14 protein-coding genes, 2 tRNA genes and 5 pseudogenes are annotated in these 19,156 nt (G+C 65.8%); 8 read left to right on the top strand and 13 right to left on the bottom strand.

All coding sequences use genetic code 11. The features are described 5' to 3' along the window. Position 1: 1 nt before the first annotated feature. The 3 genes from Sa4125_RS03555 to Sa4125_RS03545 all read right to left on the bottom strand — a co-directional run bounded on the left by Sa4125_RS03555 (position 2) and on the right by Sa4125_RS03545 (position 3,734). Positions 2–1,549, bottom strand: a complete 1,548-nt coding sequence (locus Sa4125_RS03555; RefSeq protein ID WP_224003722.1) for a sugar ABC transporter ATP-binding protein — start codon at positions 1,547–1,549, stop codon at positions 2–4. Between the two features lie 130 nt (positions 1,550–1,679). Then, a complete protein-coding gene (locus tag Sa4125_RS03550) occupies positions 1,680–2,687 on the bottom strand; it encodes a substrate-binding domain-containing protein (RefSeq protein ID WP_224003720.1) in 1,008 nt (335 codons plus the stop codon). Positions 2,688–2,723: 36 nt separating this feature from the next. Continuing rightward, a complete protein-coding gene (locus Sa4125_RS03545) occupies positions 2,724–3,734 on the bottom strand; it encodes an ABC transporter permease (protein ID WP_224003718.1) in 1,011 nt (336 codons plus the stop codon). 179 nt (positions 3,735–3,913) lie between these two features. On the opposite strand from Sa4125_RS03545, the gene Sa4125_RS03540 reads away from it, so the two are divergent. Further along, entirely contained in the window at positions 3,914–4,978 is a 1,065-nt protein-coding gene (locus tag Sa4125_RS03540; protein WP_224003716.1) for a LacI family DNA-binding transcriptional regulator, read from the top strand. Between the two features lie 118 nt (positions 4,979–5,096). Here the strand turns inward: Sa4125_RS03540 and Sa4125_RS03535 are convergent. The 5 genes and pseudogenes from Sa4125_RS03535 to Sa4125_RS03515 form a co-directional block, all read right to left on the bottom strand. Next, positions 5,097–5,441, bottom strand: a pseudogene (locus Sa4125_RS03535) (lyase family protein); the annotation flags it as partial. Positions 5,442–5,491: 50 nt separating this feature from the next. Continuing rightward, positions 5,492–5,725, bottom strand: a pseudogene (locus tag Sa4125_RS03530) (CoA-transferase); the annotation flags it as partial. Next, the gene (locus Sa4125_RS03525; protein ID WP_224003714.1) at positions 5,722–6,456 is read right to left on the bottom strand and encodes a 3-oxoacid CoA-transferase subunit A; all 735 of its coding nucleotides are present in this window, start codon (positions 6,454–6,456) and stop codon (positions 5,722–5,724) included. The pseudogene Sa4125_RS03530 and the gene Sa4125_RS03525, both read right to left, overlap by 4 nt. Before the next feature lie 76 nt (positions 6,457–6,532). After that, positions 6,533–7,084, bottom strand: a pseudogene (pcaG, locus tag Sa4125_RS03520) (protocatechuate 3,4-dioxygenase subunit alpha); the annotation flags it as partial. Then, positions 6,982–7,221: pseudogene (locus tag Sa4125_RS03515) on the bottom strand (hypothetical protein); the annotation flags it as partial. The pseudogenes pcaG and Sa4125_RS03515, both read right to left, overlap by 103 nt. Here Sa4125_RS03515 and Sa4125_RS03510 point away from each other — a divergent pair. Further along, positions 7,221–7,685: pseudogene (locus tag Sa4125_RS03510) on the top strand (shikimate dehydrogenase); the annotation flags it as partial. The pseudogenes Sa4125_RS03515 and Sa4125_RS03510 overlap by 1 nt on opposite strands. A gap of 171 nt (positions 7,686–7,856) precedes the next feature. Here the strand turns inward: Sa4125_RS03510 and Sa4125_RS03505 are convergent. Then, positions 7,857–7,931, bottom strand: a tRNA-Gln gene (locus Sa4125_RS03505). 177 nt (positions 7,932–8,108) lie between these two features. Here Sa4125_RS03505 and Sa4125_RS03500 point away from each other — a divergent pair. Together Sa4125_RS03500 and Sa4125_RS03495 are read left to right on the top strand one after the other, a co-directional pair. After that, positions 8,109–9,317 carry an IS256 family transposase gene (locus tag Sa4125_RS03500; protein WP_223998301.1) on the top strand — a complete coding sequence of 403 codons (1,209 nt, stop codon included), beginning with the start codon at positions 8,109–8,111 and terminating at the stop codon, positions 9,315–9,317. Positions 9,318–9,605: 288 nt separating this feature from the next. Then, positions 9,606–9,682 (top strand) — tRNA-Pro (locus Sa4125_RS03495). A gap of 216 nt (positions 9,683–9,898) precedes the next feature. Here the strand turns inward: Sa4125_RS03495 and Sa4125_RS03490 are convergent. Further along, on the bottom strand, positions 9,899–10,399 hold the full coding sequence (locus Sa4125_RS03490; RefSeq protein ID WP_224003712.1) for an Rrf2 family transcriptional regulator: 501 nt from the start codon (positions 10,397–10,399) through the stop codon (positions 9,899–9,901). A gap of 103 nt (positions 10,400–10,502) precedes the next feature. Between Sa4125_RS03490 and Sa4125_RS03485 the strand changes: the two genes are divergently transcribed. The 4 genes from Sa4125_RS03485 (at position 10,503) to Sa4125_RS03470 (ending at position 15,322) form a co-directional block, all read left to right on the top strand. Further along, positions 10,503–10,946, top strand: a complete 444-nt coding sequence (locus tag Sa4125_RS03485; RefSeq protein ID WP_224003710.1) for a group III truncated hemoglobin — start codon at positions 10,503–10,505, stop codon at positions 10,944–10,946. Positions 10,947–10,980: 34 nt separating this feature from the next. Beyond that, on the top strand, positions 10,981–12,213 hold the full coding sequence (gene hmpA / locus Sa4125_RS03480; protein WP_224003707.1) for an NO-inducible flavohemoprotein: 1,233 nt from the start codon (positions 10,981–10,983) through the stop codon (positions 12,211–12,213). A 295-nt stretch (positions 12,214–12,508) separates the two neighbouring features. Then, a complete protein-coding gene (locus Sa4125_RS03475; protein ID WP_224003705.1) occupies positions 12,509–13,789 on the top strand; it encodes an FAD-binding oxidoreductase in 1,281 nt (426 codons plus the stop codon). A gap of 324 nt (positions 13,790–14,113) precedes the next feature. Beyond that, positions 14,114–15,322, top strand: coding sequence for an IS256 family transposase (locus tag Sa4125_RS03470; RefSeq protein ID WP_223998301.1), 1,209 nt, complete (start codon positions 14,114–14,116; stop codon positions 15,320–15,322). An 83-nt stretch (positions 15,323–15,405) separates the two neighbouring features. On the opposite strand, the gene Sa4125_RS03465 is transcribed toward Sa4125_RS03470, so the two are convergent. The 3 genes from Sa4125_RS03465 to Sa4125_RS03455 are packed head-to-tail and all read right to left on the bottom strand — an operon-like array spanning position 15,406 to position 19,097. Further along, entirely contained in the window at positions 15,406–17,205 is a 1,800-nt protein-coding gene (locus Sa4125_RS03465; protein WP_224007497.1) for a gamma-glutamyltransferase family protein, read from the bottom strand. Positions 17,206–17,262: 57 nt separating this feature from the next. Continuing rightward, positions 17,263–18,156, bottom strand: a complete 894-nt coding sequence (locus tag Sa4125_RS03460) for an ABC transporter permease (protein ID WP_224003703.1) — start codon at positions 18,154–18,156, stop codon at positions 17,263–17,265. Continuing rightward, entirely contained in the window at positions 18,153–19,097 is a 945-nt protein-coding gene (locus Sa4125_RS03455) for an ABC transporter permease (protein ID WP_224003701.1), read from the bottom strand. Before Sa4125_RS03455 ends, Sa4125_RS03460 begins: the two co-directional genes overlap by 4 nt. Between the last annotated feature and the right edge of the window lie 59 nt (positions 19,098–19,156).

Raw genomic sequence — 19,156 nt, 5'->3', positions numbered from 1 at the left:
GTCATTGTGCCGCCTCGACTGTCGACGCCAGCATCACGGCGTAGATGCGATCCTCGTCCGCCGCTGCGGCCTCGACGCTTTCCACGATCCGTCCATGGTTCATCACGACGATCCTGTCGCAGTTCTGCAAAAGCTCGGGCAGATCGTCCGATACGATGATGAGGCCGATCCCGCGCTCGGCCATCGCCTGGATGGCGCGGTAGATCGTGTCCTTGGAGCCGACGTCGACGCCGACGGTCGGGCCGTGCAGCACCAGCAGCTTCGGGTCGATGCTGAGCCAGCGCCCTATCAGAACCCGCTGCTGGTTTCCGCCCGAGAGCGAGCCGACGGGCAGGTCGATGTCCTGTGTGTTGAGCTGCATCTCCTGCGAAATCCGGCGGGCCGCCTCTCGGCCCTTGCGGTCGTCGAGAATGCCCAGCCAGCCGGTGATCTTGTCGAGGATCAGCGGGATCTCGTTGGCGTAGATCGATTTTTCCAGGAACAGCCCCTCGGCGAGCCGATCCTCCGGGACGTAGCCGATGCCGAGCGATATCGCGGCGGCCGGGCTTTCGATCCGAACCGGCGCTCCCTCCAGCTCGATCTTTCCCGATGTCGCCGGCAGATGCCCCGAAAGGGTCAGGGCGACCTCGTTGCGTCCGGAGTCCGACAATCCGGTGAGACCGAGAATCTCGCCGCGCCGGAGCTCGACGCTGACATCGCGATAGGCGTCGCCAGCCGAAACACCGGTCATGCGAAACATCACCTCGTCCCGCGGGGCGCCGAGGCGATAGCGCTGGGCCTCGATGGGACGCCCGGTCATCAGTTCGGCAAGCTGGCTGCGGGTGTAGTCCTGGATGGGCCCCTGGGCGACGCAGACGCCGTCGCGGAACACGATGGCCTGCCCGCCGATGCGATAGGATTCATCCAGCTTGTGCGTGACGAAGAGCACGGCCACGTTCTGCGCCCGCAACCGCGCGACGACTTCGATCAGCGTCTCGACCTCCTGGCGCGTCAGCGAGGTCGTCGGTTCGTCCATGATGACGAGCCGTGCCTTGCAGGCGATCGCCCGGGCTATGGCGACGCGCTGGCGGATCGCCAGCGGAAGGTCGGCCACGGGAGTCGTCATCAAGGCGCGCGTCGGATGCAGCCCGACCTCCTCCACGGCATGGACCGCGGTGACGGAAAGGCGCGCGCGATCGAGCCTGCGCAGCAGCCTCCCGCCTCCGTGCACGAGCTGTTCTCCCAGCGCCACGTTTTCCTCGACGGTGAGATTGGGAAGCAGCGACAGGTCCTGGTAGACCGTCTCGATCCCGGCCTCGAGCGCCATCAGCGGGGTCAGCGCCGCATGGCGCGTGCCGTCGAGGAATATGTCTCCCTCGCTCGGCGCGTGGGCGCCGGACATGATCTTGATGACGGTGCTCTTGCCGCAGCCGTTTTCACCCAGCAGGTGGTAGGCCTCGCCCGACCGGATCGCCATGTCCACGCCGCGCAGTGCGTGCACGCCGCCGAAGCGCTTCTGGATGCCGCGCAGTTCCAGGAAGTTGCCGTCTGGCCTCGGAGAATTCGACACTCGGTCAACCTCTTGAAAGATGAAACCTTCGCCCTGCCCCGGGGGCTCGGTCGTTCAGCCGTCATCGGGGAGGACGCACCGTCCCCTGTGCGGCGGCGGGAGACCTCCCGCCGCCGGGTCGCCGGATCTTCTAGAAGAGGTATTCCTTGTAGTTGGCCTTGTCGGCGAGAACCATGCCGTTGCCGACGACGAGCAGCCCCTCGCCGGCGCCCTTCGTCACGGTCACCTTCTCATAGCCCTCGACGCCGAGATCCATGCCGTCGGTGATCGTCTTGCCCTCGAGCAAGGACTTGGCGACCGAGTTCATCGCCATGCCCGCCTTCTGGGGATCCCAGAAGCCGATCGCCGTGATCGCGCCGGAGTCGAGATAGGAGGCCGAGGGGTTCGGAAGGCCGGTGCCGACAAGGCAGACCTTACCGGCAAGACCTGCCTCCTCGATCGCGCGACCGACACCGAGGACGTCGTTGCCGGCCGACGTCTGGAAGCCCGCGATGTCGGGGTGCTTGCGCAGGATCTCCTTGGCCTTCTCATAGGTGGCGTTGGCATCGTCGAAGGATTCGTTGTTCGGATCGACGAGCGTCATCTCCGGAAACTTCTTGGCGTTCTCCTCGCCCGCACCGACCCACTGCATGTGCGTCCGGCTGCCGAGCGAGCCGACGAAGGTCGTCCACTTGCCCTTGCCCTTCATGCACTCGGACAGACGCTCGTTCAGAGCCGTGCCGTAGGCGCCATTGTCGAAGGCCTCGACGTCGACATGGGTGTTCACCTGGTTGTCGGCTTCATGGGTGACGATGATCGTTCCGCGCTCCATGGCACGCTTGAAGATGCCCTCGAGAATGCTCGGATCCATCGGCACCACGGCCAGCGCGCTCACGCCCTGGGCGACGAGGTCCTGGATGATCTGTGACTGCTGCGCGGAATCGGCCGACGCCGGACCGACCTGGGTGATCTTGTAGTCGGGATGCTCGGTCGCGAACTTGTCGACGCCCGTCTTCATGCGGTCGAACCACGGGATACCGCTGATCTTGACGACGGTCGTGATCGACTTGGCGTCCTGGGCCCAAGCAGCCTGGGATCCGAGATAGGCGCAAGAGACGAGCAGCGCGGTCGCGGCGGCGGATTTCAATGACAGTTTCATGGTCGACGATTCCTCCCGGGATGGTTGCCCTCTGGATCAGGACTTCGAGGCGCGAGGGCTGCGCAACGAGGTGAAGATCGTGCCGAGTTGCTCGATGATGGCGAACCGCCCCACCGCGAGGAAGCACAGAAGCAAGGCCCCCCAAGCGAAATCACGCACGAAATTGGAAAGTCCGATGAAGTTGAGCAGGCTCGACAACAGCTGCAGGACGACCGCCGACAGGACGACGCACACGACCCGTCCGTAGCCTCCCTCGGGGCGCACCCCGGCCATCACCGCGATCAGGATCGCGATCAGCAGGTAGGACGTCCCGTAGTCCCACTTCACGTTGACGTTGCGGGCCGCGATGATGAGACCGGAAAGCCCGGCCAGCATGCCGGACAGCGTGTAGGTCACCGCGATGATGCGGGTCCTCGGAAATCCGCTGTAGTGCGCCGCCTTCGGATTGGCTCCGGTCAGCATGAGCTGCAGTCCGTAGGGAGTGTAGCGCAGCACGCCGCCGAGAATGACGCCGACACCGCAGAAGATCAGAAAGCTCGTCGGAATCTCGAAGATGAGGCCGTTGCCGAGGGCATACAGCGGGTCGGGCGAGCCGATCGTCAGGGACCGGCCATCGGAGAGGACCACGGCGAGCCCCGTGTAGAGCATCTGGGTACCCAGCGTGCAGAGGATCGGCGTGATCCCCAGCCGCGCGATGATCAGCCCGTTGAGGAGACCGCCCAGGAGCCCCACGACCACCGCGCCCGCGGCGAAGGCGACGGTGAACAGCAGCGGCGACTGGGTCGCGTCGAAGAGACTGATGGCGACGAGCCCGGAGGTCACCCCGGCAAGATTGGCCAGCGCGATCCCGGAAAGATCGATTCCGCCGTTGCCCGCGCACATCGCCAGCATCACGCCGATCGCCAGCAAGCCGATTTCCGGAACCTGGCTGGCCATCGACTGGAGATTGAAGACCGAGAGATAGGTGTTCGAAATCAGGCCGCCCGTTGCCAGCAGCACGGCGACGAGCGCCAGAAGCAAGACAAAATGGCCATCGAATTTACGCATCCCTCCTCCCAAAGGTTTAGTAAATGATTTCGGCATTTACTAAATATCAGGATCGGTGCGGCGACTCAACAGGATTCTGGTGCGCGTTCCAGTGAATTTTCAGCCTATCCCGTGGCAAAACGGCGGCGACTTGTTTACTAAACTGTTTTGGCGAGACCGTCACCGCCGCGGAACCGGGAATGGATAGACAGAAAAGGCCGATCACACTGAGGCAGGTGGCGGAGCAGGCTGGTGTCTCGGCCTCCACGGCCTCGCTCGTGATCAATGGCAAGGGCGAAATCTCGGAGGCGACGCGCCAGCGCGTCCTCGGCGCCGTGAAGGATCTGCGCTATGCGCCGCGGGAGCCGCGATCGAGGCCCGACATTGCCAACACGCTCTGCTTCCTGAAGATCGCCAAGCACGGCCATACCGTCAACCGCGACCACAGCCACTTCATCTCCGACTACATCGATGGCATGTCGTTCGAGGCGACGCGGCGCGACTATTCGCTTCAGGTGGTCAGCCACGACGGCGAGGATACCCGCGGGCTTATCGACACGCTGACCGGAAGCGATCTTCGCGGCGTGGTGGCGCTCGGAACCGAGCTCGTGGACGAGGATGTCGAGACCCTTTTGCGATGCGGCCTTCCCATGGTTTTCATCGACACCTACAAGCCTTTCGTCGACGCCAACTTCGTCGACATGGACAATGAGCAGGCGATCTTCCAGTCGCTGGACTATCTGAAGAGCCTGGGTTTTCGGCGCATCGGGCTGGTGAGCAGCTATGCCGCCGTCACCAATTTCAGACTTCGGCACGAGGCGTTCCTGCGTGCCATGTCCTCGCTCGACCTTGCGGTCGAAGAGCAGGCGATCCTGTCGGTCGACTCCACCCTGGAAGGCGCCTATCGGGACGCCCAGGCGCAGCTTGCGGACGACCGCACCATCGCGGAAGCGTATTTCTGCGCCAACGACATCATCGCCTACGGCTTCATCAAGGCCTTGCGCAAACGTGGCTGCGACGTCCCGCGCGATGTTTCGGTGATCGGCTTCGACAACCTGCCGATGAGCGACATGTTCGAGCCGGCACTGACGTCGGTCAATGTCCCCAAGCAGAAGATCGGTGCCATGGCCATCCGGCTCCTCGACGACCTCATCATATCCAAGGAGCCCCAGCCGGGCGTGAAGGTTCTGGTCAGCGGCAACCTCGTCGTCCGAAAAAGCGTCGGCGAGCCCCTCAGGAGACCGACGCCGCCGATCGACGCGTAGCGCACGCCCCGCCCCGAAATCCATGAAGCCGTGCTTGCCGGAAGTCGCCCAGGCCGGGTATCCGGAACGCGAAACCCGCATTCTCCATGGCCTGAGAGCCTGCCCAGTCCGGCCGCGGCTACCGGTGCGATGCGTCCGTGAAACTTGCGCCCGACAACAGACGGTCGGCGACGACGAGTGCCGCGCCCGCCGCCTCCGCGATCTGCGGAAGAAGCATCCATTCGAGCATCCAGGCCGCCCCCGAGCGCTCGTTCTCGTGGATCATCGATTGCCCGAGCGTGCCCGTCAGCCCCGCTGCCAGACGGCCGAGGGCGACGAGCGCTTCCGCCCCGACGGGATTGTGCTTGTGCGCCATGGCGGAGGAGCTGCCGCCACCGGAGAGGCGGATGGCGCCGACCTCCGTCTGCGCCATCAGGGCGACATCCTGGCCGATCTTGCCGAGCGTTCCGGCCAGAAGCGACAGCGTGGTCGCGACATCGAGGATGGTCGTGCGATCGGAATGCCAGGGTTCGGCATCGTCACCGCCTTCTTGCCGGCATTGATGAGGTCCCAGTCCTCCTCGCCCGCGGCCGGCGCCTCGCCGAAGCCGAGGATGCCGTTCTCGGTATGGAAGATCGCCTGCCTTCCCGGCGGCTGGAAGCGCGCGACCATTTCGGGAAAGCCGATGCCGAGATTGACATAGGCGCCGTCGGCGATGTCCTGCGCAGCGCGCCAGGCGATCTGGGTGGAGGTCAGTCTGGCCGTCATCGGGCGGACTCCGGATAGACCGCGTCGGCGCGGTTCAGCTCTTCTTCCTGGGCGGGATCGGACACCTCGACGATCCCTTGCACGAAGATACCGGGCGTGACGACGTGCTCGGGATCGATGCTGCCGGGCGCGACGATCCTGGAGACCTGGGCGATGGTGACGCTGGCTGCCGTGCACATCAGCGGATTGAAGTTCCGCGCGGCCTTGTTGAAGGTGAGGTTTCCCAGCGTGTCGCCAAGATGGGCCTTCACCAGCGCGAAATCGGCCTTCAGCCACAGCTCGCGGATATAGGGGCGGCCGTCGAACGTCTCGACCGGCTTGCCCTCGGCAAGGTCGGTGCCGTAGCCGGTGGGCGTGTAGAAGGCCGGAATGCCGGCGCCGCCGGCACGAATGCGCTCGGCGAGCGTGCCCTGCGGCACCAGTTCCAGTTCGATCTCCCCGGCAAGGTAGCGCTCGGTGAAGACGCGCGGATCGGCCGAACGCGGGAAGGAGCAGATGAGCTTGGCCGCCATGCCCTGCTCGATCAGGGCGGCAAGGCCGACATGGCCGTTGCCGGCATTGTTGTTGACGACCGTCAGCCCCCTGGGATGTCCGGTGGCGAGAAAACGGTCGATCAGCGCATGGATCAGCTCGATCGGAGCCCCCGAGCCGCCGAATCCGCCGATCATCACCGTCGCGCCGTCCCCGATCCCGGCGACGGCTTCGGGCAGGCCGGAAAGCGTCTTGTCCATGTCTCTCCTTTACGGACTTTTCGCGCCGCATGGCGGCCGTCGTCCGGCATGTCCCGGCAGCGCCGGATAAACGGTCTCAGATGTCGAGGAACACGGTCTCGCCCTCGCCCTGAAGACGGACGTCGAAGGTGAAGACCGGCACGCCGTCACGCTCGGTGCGTGGCGCGATCAACGTCTCGCGCCGCTCGGGCTCGGGGATGCGCTGGAGAAGCGGGTCGCGCGCATTGGCCGCCGCCTCATCGGCGAAATAGAGCCGCGTGTGCAGGCCGACATTGATGCCGCGCGCGACGATCCAGACCGTGATGTGCGGCGCCTGGAGGCGCCCGTCGGATATCGGCACGGGCCCGGGCCGGATCGTCTCGAAGCGGAAGGAGCCGTCGACGTCCGAAACGGGCTGACGTCCCCAGCCGGCGAAGTTCGGATCAGCGGCACCGCGCGTTTCGGCGGAGGAGTTGTGAAGGCCGCCGGCATCCGCCTGCCAGATCTCGACCAGCGCATCGCACACGGGCGAACCCGCCCCGTCCGTCAGGCGTCCCTCGACGAGGATCCGCTCGCCCAGGGTTTCCGGCCCGACGAGCACAAGCCCGAGGTCGTCGCGCCAGACGCCCGATATCTCCGCCCAGTTGGGATCCCGAGCTTCACCGTCCGGAACTCGTAGCCGCCGCGGTCGTCGGTGATGGCGCGGCCGCAGCCGCCGAAGTTCGGGTCGAGCGCGGCGCGGTACCCCTCCCTCTTGTGGCGATAGCGGCCGCCGGCATTGGCCTGCCGTACAACTCGGTGCCGGCGGCGCAGGCGCGGCCGTCGCCCGCGCCATGCTGCAGCTCGGCACCCGGCAGCTGACGATTTTCGACAGCGATGCCGCACGCGCCGAGATGCTGGCAGACAAGCTGACGCATCAGTTCCCACAGGCGATCGTCGAGGCCGGCCGGGATCTTCGGGCGGCCATGGAGGCTGCGACCGGCCTCGTCCACGCCACACCGACGGGAATGGCCGCCCATCCCGGCCTACCGCTCGATCCCGACCTGATCGAGGCCCGTCATTTCGTTGCCGAAATCGTTTATTTTCCGCTGGAGACCGAGCTTTTGCGCGTTGCCCGGGCGAAGGGCTGCCGCACGGTGGATGGCGGCGGCATGGCGGTGTTTCAGGCCGCCGGCGCCTTCCGGCATTTCACCGGCATGAAGCCCGACGCCGAACGCATGCTGGCCTGCTTCGCCGCCATGGGTGCCTGACGAAGGTGGATGCCGACAGCCGACGCCCCATCCGAAACGGATCGGCCAGCCACAAGGCACGGGCCACACCCTGCCGGATCTGACAGGCAACTCTCGCGGTGACGCCAAAGGCTTGGTTCCCGGCGAGCCTGGGCGGAAAGATCGCGGAGAATTCGGTCGTTTTGGGCAATCTGGCTGGGGCGCCAGGATTCGAACCTGGGAATGGCGGCACCAAAAGCCGCTGCCTTACCACTTGGCGACGCCCCATCGACCCTCAGGTCGAGCGCCCGGTCTATAGCGTCTCGGCGCGGGGCTGGCAACGGATCGGGCGGTAGTGTCCGCGCTCGTGGTGGAAATTCCGACATTGAAAGGTGTGGCTGAGGCGGTCACCGGATAGGGCGGCTAAGGTGGAGTTGCGAGACTTCAACCTGACCGGAGAACCCGATGACCGAGGACAGACTACCGCTTGCCGAGCTTTTTGCGAAAGCCGGGGACGGCGATTTCCTGAGAACGATAGCCGAGAGCGTGATGCAGCTCCTTATGGAGGTCGACGTTGAAGGCATGATCGGCGCCGGGCGCCACGAACGGACGCAGGAACGGGCGACTTATCGCAATGGCTACCGCGACCGCTCGCTCGACACGCGGCTCGGCTCGTTGCAGCTTCGGATACCCAAGCTTCGGCAGGGCAGCTACTTCCCGCCGTTCCTGGAGCCGAGAAAGCTCTCGGAGAAGGCCTTGGTTGCCGTCATTCAGGAAGCTTGGATCAGCGGCGTTTCCACCCGGCGGGTCGACGATCTGGTACAGGCCATGGGGCTGTCGGGGATCGGCAAGAGCACCGTATCGAAGCTGTGCAAAGACATCGACGAACGCGTCGGCGGCTTCCTCGACCGTCCTCTCACTGGCGACTGGCCCTACCTCTGGCTGGATGCGACCTACCTGAAGCAGCGCGAGGGTGGACGCATCGTTTCGGTCGCCGCCATAATCGCCGTGGCCGTGAACACGGACGGCAAGCGCGAGATCGTCGGCCTTCACATCGGCCCCTCGGAAGCGGAGACGTTTTGGTCGAGCTTCCTCAAGAGCCTCGTGCGCCGCGGCCTGTCCGGCGTGAAGCTCGTGATCTCGGATGCTCACGAAGGGCTGAAAGCCGCCATTCGCCGGGTGTTCAGCGCCTCCTGGCAGCGCTGCCGGGTGCATTGGATGCGCAACGCCCTGTCGTATGTCCCGAAGGCGCAGCAGAGCATGGCGGCGGCCGCGCTGCGCCAAGCCTTCGCCCAGCCCGATCGTGCTAGCGCCAGCCAGGCGCTGCGCCACGTCGCCGACCAGCTTCGGGGAAAGTGTCCAAAGCTCGGGGCCTTCATCGACAACAGCGAGACCGACGTGCTGGCGCACATGGATTTTCCCAGTCAGCACCGGACCCGGATCCATTCGACGAATTCCCTGGAGCGCCTGAACAAGGAGGTGAAGCGGCGTGCCGACGTCGTCGGAATCTTCCCGAACGAGGGATCCATCATCCGGCTCATCGGCGCCGTCCTTCTCGAGGCCAACGACGAATGGCAGATCCAGAACCGCTACATGCAGACCGAACCCATGGCCGACCTCATGGCCATGGGCAACACTGCAAAACCCGAACAGATTTCCACCGAAGTCGCCTGAAACGGAGCCGCTTCAGCTACACTCAATTTCCACCACGTTGACGGACACGACCGATCGGGCGATCCTTCGAAGGGTGGGTGGAAGGAGTGCGATGACAGGGCTCGCCGACGTCCGCCAGCCGGTTCGATCGCCGGTGACGGCCAGCCCCAGTCTGCCACCGCTGCACCGTGTCTGCCGCTGCCGGGCGTCGGCAGCGGTCGACAGAGGTACGGGAGCGAGACGCGGCAAGAATCGGCGAATCCATCTTGCGAGCCGCCAGCAGGGCCGCTATAGACACCCCGCAGGTCACGGAGTGTAGCGCAGCCTGGTAGCGCACCTCGTTCGGGACGAGGGGGTCGCAGGTTCGAATCCTGCCACTCCGACCAGCCAGCCATTGATCTTCAAGGGCTTATCGCTTTCCCAGAAGCAGCATCGAAAAATCTGCCGAGGCTTCCGCGGGGGGCATGTGGCCGCATCTCGAACGGATCATCGATGAGGCGTGCCGACTTTCCAAACGGCATGGGATCCGTTCTCGGATTGCCCTCCGCACCAGGCGATCCACTCTCAACACTGCTTCGAATTCAGGGGACAATCTCTGCCCCTCACGACGCGGGGGAGTCAGCCTGCGGTGTCGCCTGGCAGTCCGGACCGCCCACAGCCGCCGCCGTCTTCTGCCGCATGTCCGGAAAAGCTGCCAGAACATCGAGGATGTCCAGCTCGCCCTTGGGCAGGTCAGCGAACGTGTGTCTGTCGAGGACAGCCAGGAAAGCACGCGCAGCCTCGGCGAGAATGCCGCGGATGCCGCAGGCTTTCGCGATGATGCAGGAACTGCAGTCGACGATTTCGAAGCCGTCTTCGGTCAGCCGCACGACCTCGCCGACGGTGATCTCGCTCGGCGGGCGACCCAGCCGGATGCCGCCCAAGCGCCCGCGGACCGTCGTCACCAGCCCGGCTTTCCCGAGCTGTTGCACCACCTTCATCAGGTGGTTCTGCGAGATGCCGTAGGTCCGGGAGATCTCGGCGATCGAAGACAGCCGGTCCGGCCGTGCCGTCAGGAACACCAGCACGCGGATCGAGTAGTCGGAGTAAAGGGTCAGGCGCACTTGGGGTCGGGATCCTCGGGATGTTAAAACATGCATTTTTGTTGCATGTTTTCTGCAACGTGATACGTCTCACGGCAAGACACATAGATATTGCATGTAAGCGATGACCACGAAATCCCCGCCTCCCAGTGCGCGCGCAGCGCCCGAGCCTCTCTCGGAAACGGACCTGCGCCGGTTGGTGGGCGCCTTCTACGAAGATGTCCGCGCAGATCCTCTCCTTGGCCCAATCTTCAAGATTCGGGTTGATGACTGGGACGCCCATTCCGATCGCGTCGCCGACTTCTGGTCCTCGATCATGCTCGGCAGCGGGCGATACAAGGGCAATCCCTTCGGCGCCCACCTGCCCTTCCGCGAACGACTGAGCGCGGAACATTTCGAGCGATGGCTGGCTCTCTGGAGCGCCACCGCCCGACGGCTATTCGAACCGGCGACAGCCGACCTCCTCGCGGCAAAGGCGAGGCGCATCGCGGACAGCCTCCAGGCGGGATTGCTGTTTCGCCCCGAGACACCCGCGGGGCAGAGAGCCGTCTCCCTCCCCTCCACCTGATCCCATCCGACAGTGCACACCAGGAGAGCATCCCATGACCTCGCCCCTCAGCGAGCGGACGATTACGATCGTCAAGGCCACGGTTCCAGCGCTTGAGGCGCATGGCCTCGAAATCGTGAGAACCATGTATGGCCGCATGTTCGAAGACCCGGAGATCCGCGCCCTCTTCAACCCATCGCATCACGGGGAAACGGGCTCGCAGCCGAAGGCCCTGACGGATGCGATCCTCGCCTACGCGCGGAACATCGACAATCTTGGCGCCCTCGGCGCAGCGGTCGAGCGTATCGCGCAGAAGCATGTCGGCCTCCAGATTCGCCCGGAGCATTACCCCGCCGTCGCGAACGCCCTACTGGGGGCGATCGCAGACGTCCTTGGCGATGCCGCCACCGACGAGGTGCTGGAAGCCTGGGGCGAGGCCTACTGGTTCCTGGCCAATATCCTGATCGGGCGCGAGAAGATCATCTACGGCGACCTCGCCGCCGCCGAGGGCGGGTGGCTCGGCTGGAGGGACTTCCGCATCGAAAGGAAGATACGGGAGAGCGATATCGTCACCTCCTTTCTCCTGCGTCCCGTCGACGCCGGGCCTGTCATCCGGCACCGCCCCGGCCAGTACCTGACCTTCCAGCTCGAACAGGCTGAGGGCGCTGCGCTGAAGCGGAACTACAGCATCTCCTCGGCACCGAACGGCCAGACCTACCGGATCTCGGTCAAGCGCGAACCTATGGGAGATGCATCCAACTGGCTGCATGACCGGGCCGACATTGGCACCGTCCTCAAGATTGCGCCGCCATCTGGTGACTTCTTCCTCAAGGATGAAGCCGAGGGCCCCATCGTTCTCCTGTCCGGCGGCGTCGGCCTGACGCCGATGGTCAGCATGCTCGAAGCAGTTGCGCTGCGCGGGACGAACGTGTCGCTCCACTATGTTCACGGCACCCAGGACGGAGGCACCCACGCCATGGGCGACCACGTCCGCAATCTCGTGCGGGGCCGACCGAACCTGAAGGCCACGACCTTCTACATGTCGCCGCGGAGCGAGGACGTCCTCGGCCGGACCCATGATGCCGAGGGCGTCGTCACGATCGATTGGCTCCGGGAGAATACGCCAATCAAACAAGCCGACTACTATCTCTGCGGCCCGAAGCCTTTCCTTGCCGCCTTCGTCAGGGGTCTTCGACGCGCGGGGGTGAACGACGATCGGGTTCACTACGAGTTCTTCGGCCCCGCCGACGAATTCAGCGAAGACCCAACCCTTCCGCTGGTAGCCTGATGGCGGGTGTTGCCGTCGTTCACCCTGGGCTTTTCGGCCTGCTCTGGAAGCCTCTGGTCCGCCGATTCGCTCTTCTTCATCCTCAACGCGGCCGTCTATCCGTTTGGCCGGCGCGTCATGGCCGACAGCACGGAAAACCGGGCCGGCAGGAAGCTGGGCCGTGCCCACCGTCGCTGTTTATGTGACCGAGGCGCGAGGCGAGATGTTGCAGGCGCGCGGCCGATAGGTCTTGGTGGGTTGTCATCATCCGCGCGTCGTCGCGGTCAGCCCATCGCCGTCACGTCGGAATTTTCGCATGCTCAACGATCCCAGATCCCATGGCCTGTGGGAGAAGACCGCCGCGGCAGCCCCGCCGACGCGACCGCTGCAGGGCAAGGTGACGGCCGACGTCGTCATCGTCGGTGCCGGCTACACCGGACTGTCGGCGGCGCTGCATCTGGCCGAGGCCGGCGCCCGGGTGGTCGTGCTGGAGGCGGCGGAAATCGGCTTCGGTGGATCGGGCCGCAATGTTGGCCTCGTCAATGCCGGCATGTGGGTCATGCCGGATGCCCTCCCCGGCGTTCTCGGCGCGGTGCACGGGCAGCGGCTGCTCGAGCTTCTCGGTCGCGGCCCCAGCGTCGTCTTCGACATCGTCGAACGCCATGGCATCGACTGCGAGCCGGTGCGAGCGGGAACGCTGCACTGCGGTGTCGGCGCCAAGGGCGCAGCGGACCTCGCCGAGCGGGCGCGGCAGTGGCAGGCGCGCGGCGCCGACGTCGAGCTCCTCGATGCCGCCGAGACCGCGCGCCGCGTCGGCACCAATGCCTACAGCGCCGCGCTGCTCGACCGTCGCGCCGGGACCATCCAGCCGCTCGCCTATGTCCGGGGCCTCGCCCGCGCGGCGATCGCCGCCGGGGCGGTGATCCACACGGCGAGCCCCGTCACCGCCTATGCCCGCGCGGGCGGGCACTGGCGGGTCGACACGGGCGTGGGCTCGGTGACGGCGGACTGGGTGGTCGTCGCGACGAATGCCTATACGAGCACCCCCTGGCCGGAAATTAGGGAGGAGATCGTCCGCCTTCCCTATTTCCAGATCGCGACCTCGCCGCTGTCGGACAATCTCGCGCGATCGATCCTGCCGGAGCGCCAGGGCTGCTGGGACACCAAGGACGTCCTCACCTCCTTCCGCTTCGACCGCGAAAACCGGCTCGTCTTCGGCAGCGTCGGCGCCTTGCGCGGCAGCGGCGCGGCGATCCACCGGCGCTGGGCGCGCCTGAGCCTGCAGAGGCTGTTCCCGCAACTCGGCGACATCGGCTTCGCGGCGCAATGGTACGGCCAGATCGGCATGACGGCGGATTCGCTGCCGAAATTCCACCGGCTGGACGAGCGGGTGATCTCCTTCTCCGGCTATAACGGCCGCGGCATCGCGCCGGGCACGGTGTTCGGCCGGACGCTGGCGGCGCATATTCTGGGAAAACTGCCGGAAAGCGAATTGCCGCTGCCGGTGACAGCGCCGGTGCCGCAGCGGTTTCGCGGCGTCCGCGAGGCCTATTACGAGGTCGGCGCGCAGGTGGCGCACCTTTCGTCGAAGATCTGAGGGCACGCGACCGTCAACGCTGGCGCAAGGCGCCCCCCTCTGGCCTGCCGGCCATCTCCCCCTCAAGGGGGAGATCAGTCTGGTTCATGCTCAGGCTCGTCTTGAAGCATCGTGACAAGGTCATTTGCGCTCGGCCGATCTCCCCCCTTGAGGGGGAGATGCCCGGCAGGGCAGAGGGGGGTGATCCCAAGCTCAAGCCAGTCCGCTTTAGGTAGTGTCCGCGCTCGTGGTGGAAATTCCGACATTGAAAGGTGTGGCTGAGGCGGTCACCGGATAGGGCGGCTAAGGTGGAGTTGCGAGACTTCAACCTGACCGGAGAACCCGATGACCGAGGACAGACTACCGCTTGCCGAGCTTTTTGCGAAAGCCGGGGACGGCGATTTCCTGAGAACGATAGCCGAGAGCGTGATGCAGCTCCTTATGGAGGTCGACGTTGAAGGCATGATCGGCGCCGGGCGCCACGAACGGACGCAGGAACGGGCGACTTATCGCAATGGCTACCGCGACCGCTCGCTCGACACGCGGCTCGGCTCGTTGCAGCTTCGGATACCCAAGCTTCGGCAGGGCAGCTACTTCCCGCCGTTCCTGGAGCCGAGAAAGCTCTCGGAGAAGGCCTTGGTTGCCGTCATTCAGGAAGCTTGGATCAGCGGCGTTTCCACCCGGCGGGTCGACGATCTGGTACAGGCCATGGGGCTGTCGGGGATCGGCAAGAGCACCGTATCGAAGCTGTGCAAAGACATCGACGAACGCGTCGGCGGCTTCCTCGACCGTCCTCTCACTGGCGACTGGCCCTACCTCTGGCTGGATGCGACCTACCTGAAGCAGCGCGAGGGTGGACGCATCGTTTCGGTCGCCGCCATAATCGCCGTGGCCGTGAACACGGACGGCAAGCGCGAGATCGTCGGCCTTCACATCGGCCCCTCGGAAGCGGAGACGTTTTGGTCGAGCTTCCTCAAGAGCCTCGTGCGCCGCGGCCTGTCCGGCGTGAAGCTCGTGATCTCGGATGCTCACGAAGGGCTGAAAGCCGCCATTCGCCGGGTGTTCAGCGCCTCCTGGCAGCGCTGCCGGGTGCATTGGATGCGCAACGCCCTGTCGTATGTCCCGAAGGCGCAGCAGAGCATGGCGGCGGCCGCGCTGCGCCAAGCCTTCGCCCAGCCCGATCGTGCTAGCGCCAGCCAGGCGCTGCGCCACGTCGCCGACCAGCTTCGGGGAAAGTGTCCAAAGCTCGGGGCCTTCATCGACAACAGCGAGACCGACGTGCTGGCGCACATGGATTTTCCCAGTCAGCACCGGACCCGGATCCATTCGACGAATTCCCTGGAGCGCCTGAACAAGGAGGTGAAGCGGCGTGCCGACGTCGTCGGAATCTTCCCGAACGAGGGATCCATCATCCGGCTCATCGGCGCCGTCCTTCTCGAGGCCAACGACGAATGGCAGATCCAGAACCGCTACATGCAGACCGAACCCATGGCCGACCTCATGGCCATGGGCAACACTGCAAAACCCGAACAGATTTCCACCGAAGTCGCCTGAAACGGAGCCGCTTCAGCTACACTCAATTTCCACCACGTTGACGGACACGACCCCGCTTTACTCGCAAGCGGCGTGCCCCACCCTCAGCGCGCGATGGCGTAGGCCTGCATCAGCCGCGGCGTTGCTGCAGCCCGCAGAAGCCCGTCGGATTCGCGCGCGACGGCGACGAGCCGGCCGATCGTCCAGGCCGGCGCTTCCTCGAGATCGTGGCCGCGGCGCTTCAGTTCGGCCAGCACCTCGGGGCCAAAGCTCTCCTCGATGTGAAGGCGGCCGGGAGCGCGCGAGCGGGGATGGAAGGAGCTCGGGAAGTGCGAGGTGTGCGACATCGGCAGGTCGATCGATTCCTGCAGGTTGAGGCCGTGATGGACGCTGCGCAGGAAGAGGAGCAGCTGCCACTGCTCCTGCTGGTCGCCGCCGGGCGAGCCGAAGGCCATGAACGGCTTGCCGTCGCGCGTCGTCAGCGTCGGTGTCAGCGTGGTGCGCGGGCGTTTTCCAGGCGCCAACGAGGCCGGCAGGTCCGGCTCCAGCCAGAACATCTGGGCCCGCGAGTTCAGCATGAAGCCGAGTTCGGGGATGGTTGGCGAGGACTGCAGCCAGCCGCCGGACGGCATGGCCGCCATGACATTGCCCCAGCGGTCGGCGACGTCGATGTGGACGGTGTCGCCGCGCCGGGCCGAGCGCATGGCCGCCGTCGTCGGCTCGTTCACCTGCTTGGTGCCCGTCTTGTCGGACAGGCGCTCCAGCGCCGCCATCATGCGCGACACCTGGTCCTCGAAGCCGGGCACGGTGCCGGGGCGCAGCTCGTAGGAGGCGGCGTCGGTGATGAGCTTGCGGCGCTCGTCATTGTAGGCGTCGGACAGGAGCGTCTCGACCGGGACACCAACGAAGTCGGGATCGCCGTAATAGGCCTCGCGGTCGGCGAAGGCGAGCTTCATCGCCTCGGTGACGAGGTGGATGAACTCGGCGCCCGCCGGCTTCGTCGCGCCGAGGTCGAAGCCTTTGAGCAGCGCCAGTGTCTGCAGGAAGACCGGTCCCTGCCCCCAGGGTCCGATCTTGTTGACGGTCTGGCCGCCGTAGTCATAGGTGGTCGGTGCCTCGTAATGCGCCTGCCATCCGGCCATGTCGTCGGCCGTCAGAACGCCTTTGTGACGGCTGCCGCTCTCGTCCATCACCTCGGTGCGGCGCACGAAACCGTCGATCGCCTCGGCCACGAACCCGTTGTAGAAGGCGTGTCGGGCCGCCTCGACCTGGGCCTCGCGGTCGGCGCCGACGGACTCGGCCTCCGAGATGATCCGCTTCCACGTGGCGGCGAGCGCCGGGTTCCTGAACAGCGCGTGCGCCTTCGGTGCCTCGCCGCCCGGCAGGAAGGTCGCCGCCGTCGTCGGCCATTCCTTTTCGAAGAAGCCCTTGAGGCCGGAAATCGTGTCGGCGACGCGCGGCAGCATCGGGTGGCCGGATTCGGCGTAGTAGATCGCGGGTTCCAGGACGTCGCGCACGGTCATCGTGCCGTGGTCGCGCAGCAAGAGCATCCACGCGTCGAAGGCGCCGGGGATGACGGTCGCCAGCATGCCGTTGCCCGGCACCAGCGTCAGGCCCTCGGCCTTGTAGTGCTCGATCGTCGCGCCGGCGGGCGCCGGCGCCTGGCCGCAGAGGACCTCGGTCTTCCCCGTCTTCACCGAATGGAAGATCACCGGCACGTCGCCGGCCGGGCCGACGAGATGCGGCTCGACGATCTGCAGCACGAAGGCGGTGGCGATGCCGGCGTCGAAGGCGTTGCCGCCACGCTCGAGAATGCCCATGCCGACGGCCGAGGCGATCCAGTGGGTGGAGGCGACGGCGCCGAAGGTGCCGAGGAGTTCGGGTCTGGTGGTGAACATGGAAATGCCTTTCAGGAAAACGCACGCCGAGCGACGCCCTGGCAGGGCGGCCGCCGCGGCATTTCAGGTGTCGCGCGGGTCGAGCGCGTCGCGCAGGCCGTCGCCGAGAAGGTTGAAGCCGAGGACGAGAAGGAAGATCGCCGCGCCGGGAAAGATCGACATCCAGGGCGCCTGGCTCATGAAATTCTTCGCCGTGTTCAGCATCGAGCCCCAGGACGGGTCGGGGGGCTGCTGGCCGAGGCCGAGGAAGGAGAGGCTGGCTTCCGCGATGATGGCGGTGGCGATGGCGAGCGAGGCCTGGACGATGAGCGGCGGCAGGATGTTGGGCAGGACGTAGCGCACCATGATCCAGCGCGCCGGCAGGCCGATGGCGTGCGCTCCCTCGACATAGTCCTCGGCCTTGACGCTGAGCGTCTGGCCGCGGGCGAGGCGCACGAAGATCGGGGTATAGGAGAGGCCGATGGCGATCATCGCATTGGAAAGGCTCGGCCCGAGAAAGGCCGCGAGCGCGATGGCGAGGATCAGGAAGGGGATGGACAGGAGCGCATCGGCGACGCGCGACACGGCCATGTCGGTCCAGCCGCCGAAGTAGCCGGCCAGAACGCCGAAGGGCACGCCGACGAGGACCGCGATCACCACCGAGACGACGCCGGCCAGAAGCGAGGCCTGCGCGCCAAACAGCATGCGGCTGAAGACGTCGCGGCCGAGTTCGTCGGTGCCGAACCAGTGCGCCGCCGAGGGCGCCTTGCGGATCGCCGAAAAGCTCGTCGCCAACGGGTCGATGGGCGCGATCCAGTGGGCGAAAACGGCGAGGAAGACGAACATCGCCACGACCAGCCCGCCGACGATGGCGCCGCGGTTGGCGAGGAACTTGCCCAGGGCACGGCCGCGCTGGCGGGGCGCCGCCTCTTCGATCGGTGCCGTTTCCAGCGAGGCGGACACTTCGACGGTGCTCATGCGCCCCTCAGCCGCGGGTTGATGAGGATGTAGACGACGTCGGCGACGAGGTTCATGGCGATGAAGCCGATGGCGGTGCACAAAACGATGCCCTGCACCACCGCGTAGTCGCGGTTGAACACGGCGTCGACCGTCAGCTTGCCGAAGCCGGGGATGGAGAAGATCTGCTCGGTAAGGACCGCGCCGCCGAGAAGCTCGCCGAAGAGGAGGGCGAGCAGCGTCACCAGCGGCACCAGGGCGTTGCGCAGCGCATGCTTGTAGACGACGGCGTTCTGGCGAAGGCCCTTGGCCCGGGCGGTGCGGATATAGTCGGACTGCAGCACGCCGATCATCGCCGAGCGGGTGTGGCGCATCAGCGTCGCGGCAAGTCCGGTGCCGAGGACGAAGGCCGGCATCAGCATGGTCTTGATCGACAGCCAGAAGTCCTCGCCGGGCGGCACGTAGCCCGAGGCCGGCAACCAGCCGAGTTGAACCGAGACGAGGAAGATCATCAGGAGGCCGAGCCAGAAGTTCGGGATCGACAGGCCTGAAAGCGCGACCACATTGGCGGCGTAGTCGGTGAAGCTGCCCTTCTTGACCGCCGAGATGATGCCCGTGGGCACGCCGATGAGGATGGCGACGAGCATCGCCATGACGGCGAGCTGGATGGTGACCGGCAGCTTCTGGACGATGAGGGTGCGCACGGGAACGTCGGTGCGCAGCGACTTGCCGAAATCGCCTCCCGCGACATTGGCGATCCAGGCGAGATACTGCACCGGGATGGGATCGTCGAGGCGGTATTTCTCGCGCAGGAATTCGATCACCGCGGGATCGCGCTCCTCGCCGGCCAGCATCAGCGCGGGGTCGCCGGGCAGGATCTTCTGCAGCCCGAACACCAGCATCGAGACGATGATGACGGTCGGGATGGCGACGGCCAGACGCTTGAGGATCAGCTGGAGCATGGACACTCTTTTCGTGGGACGGGCGGGCGGCGAACCGCCTCACCCTCTTGCTCTGACGC

Origin of the sequence: Aureimonas sp. SA4125 (genome assembly GCF_019973775.1) — a bacterium.
Classification (GTDB): Bacteria; Pseudomonadota; Alphaproteobacteria; order Rhizobiales; family Rhizobiaceae; genus Plantimonas.
The sequence above is the reverse complement of the archived record's forward strand: the minus strand, read 5'-3'. Positions and strand labels throughout refer to the sequence as shown.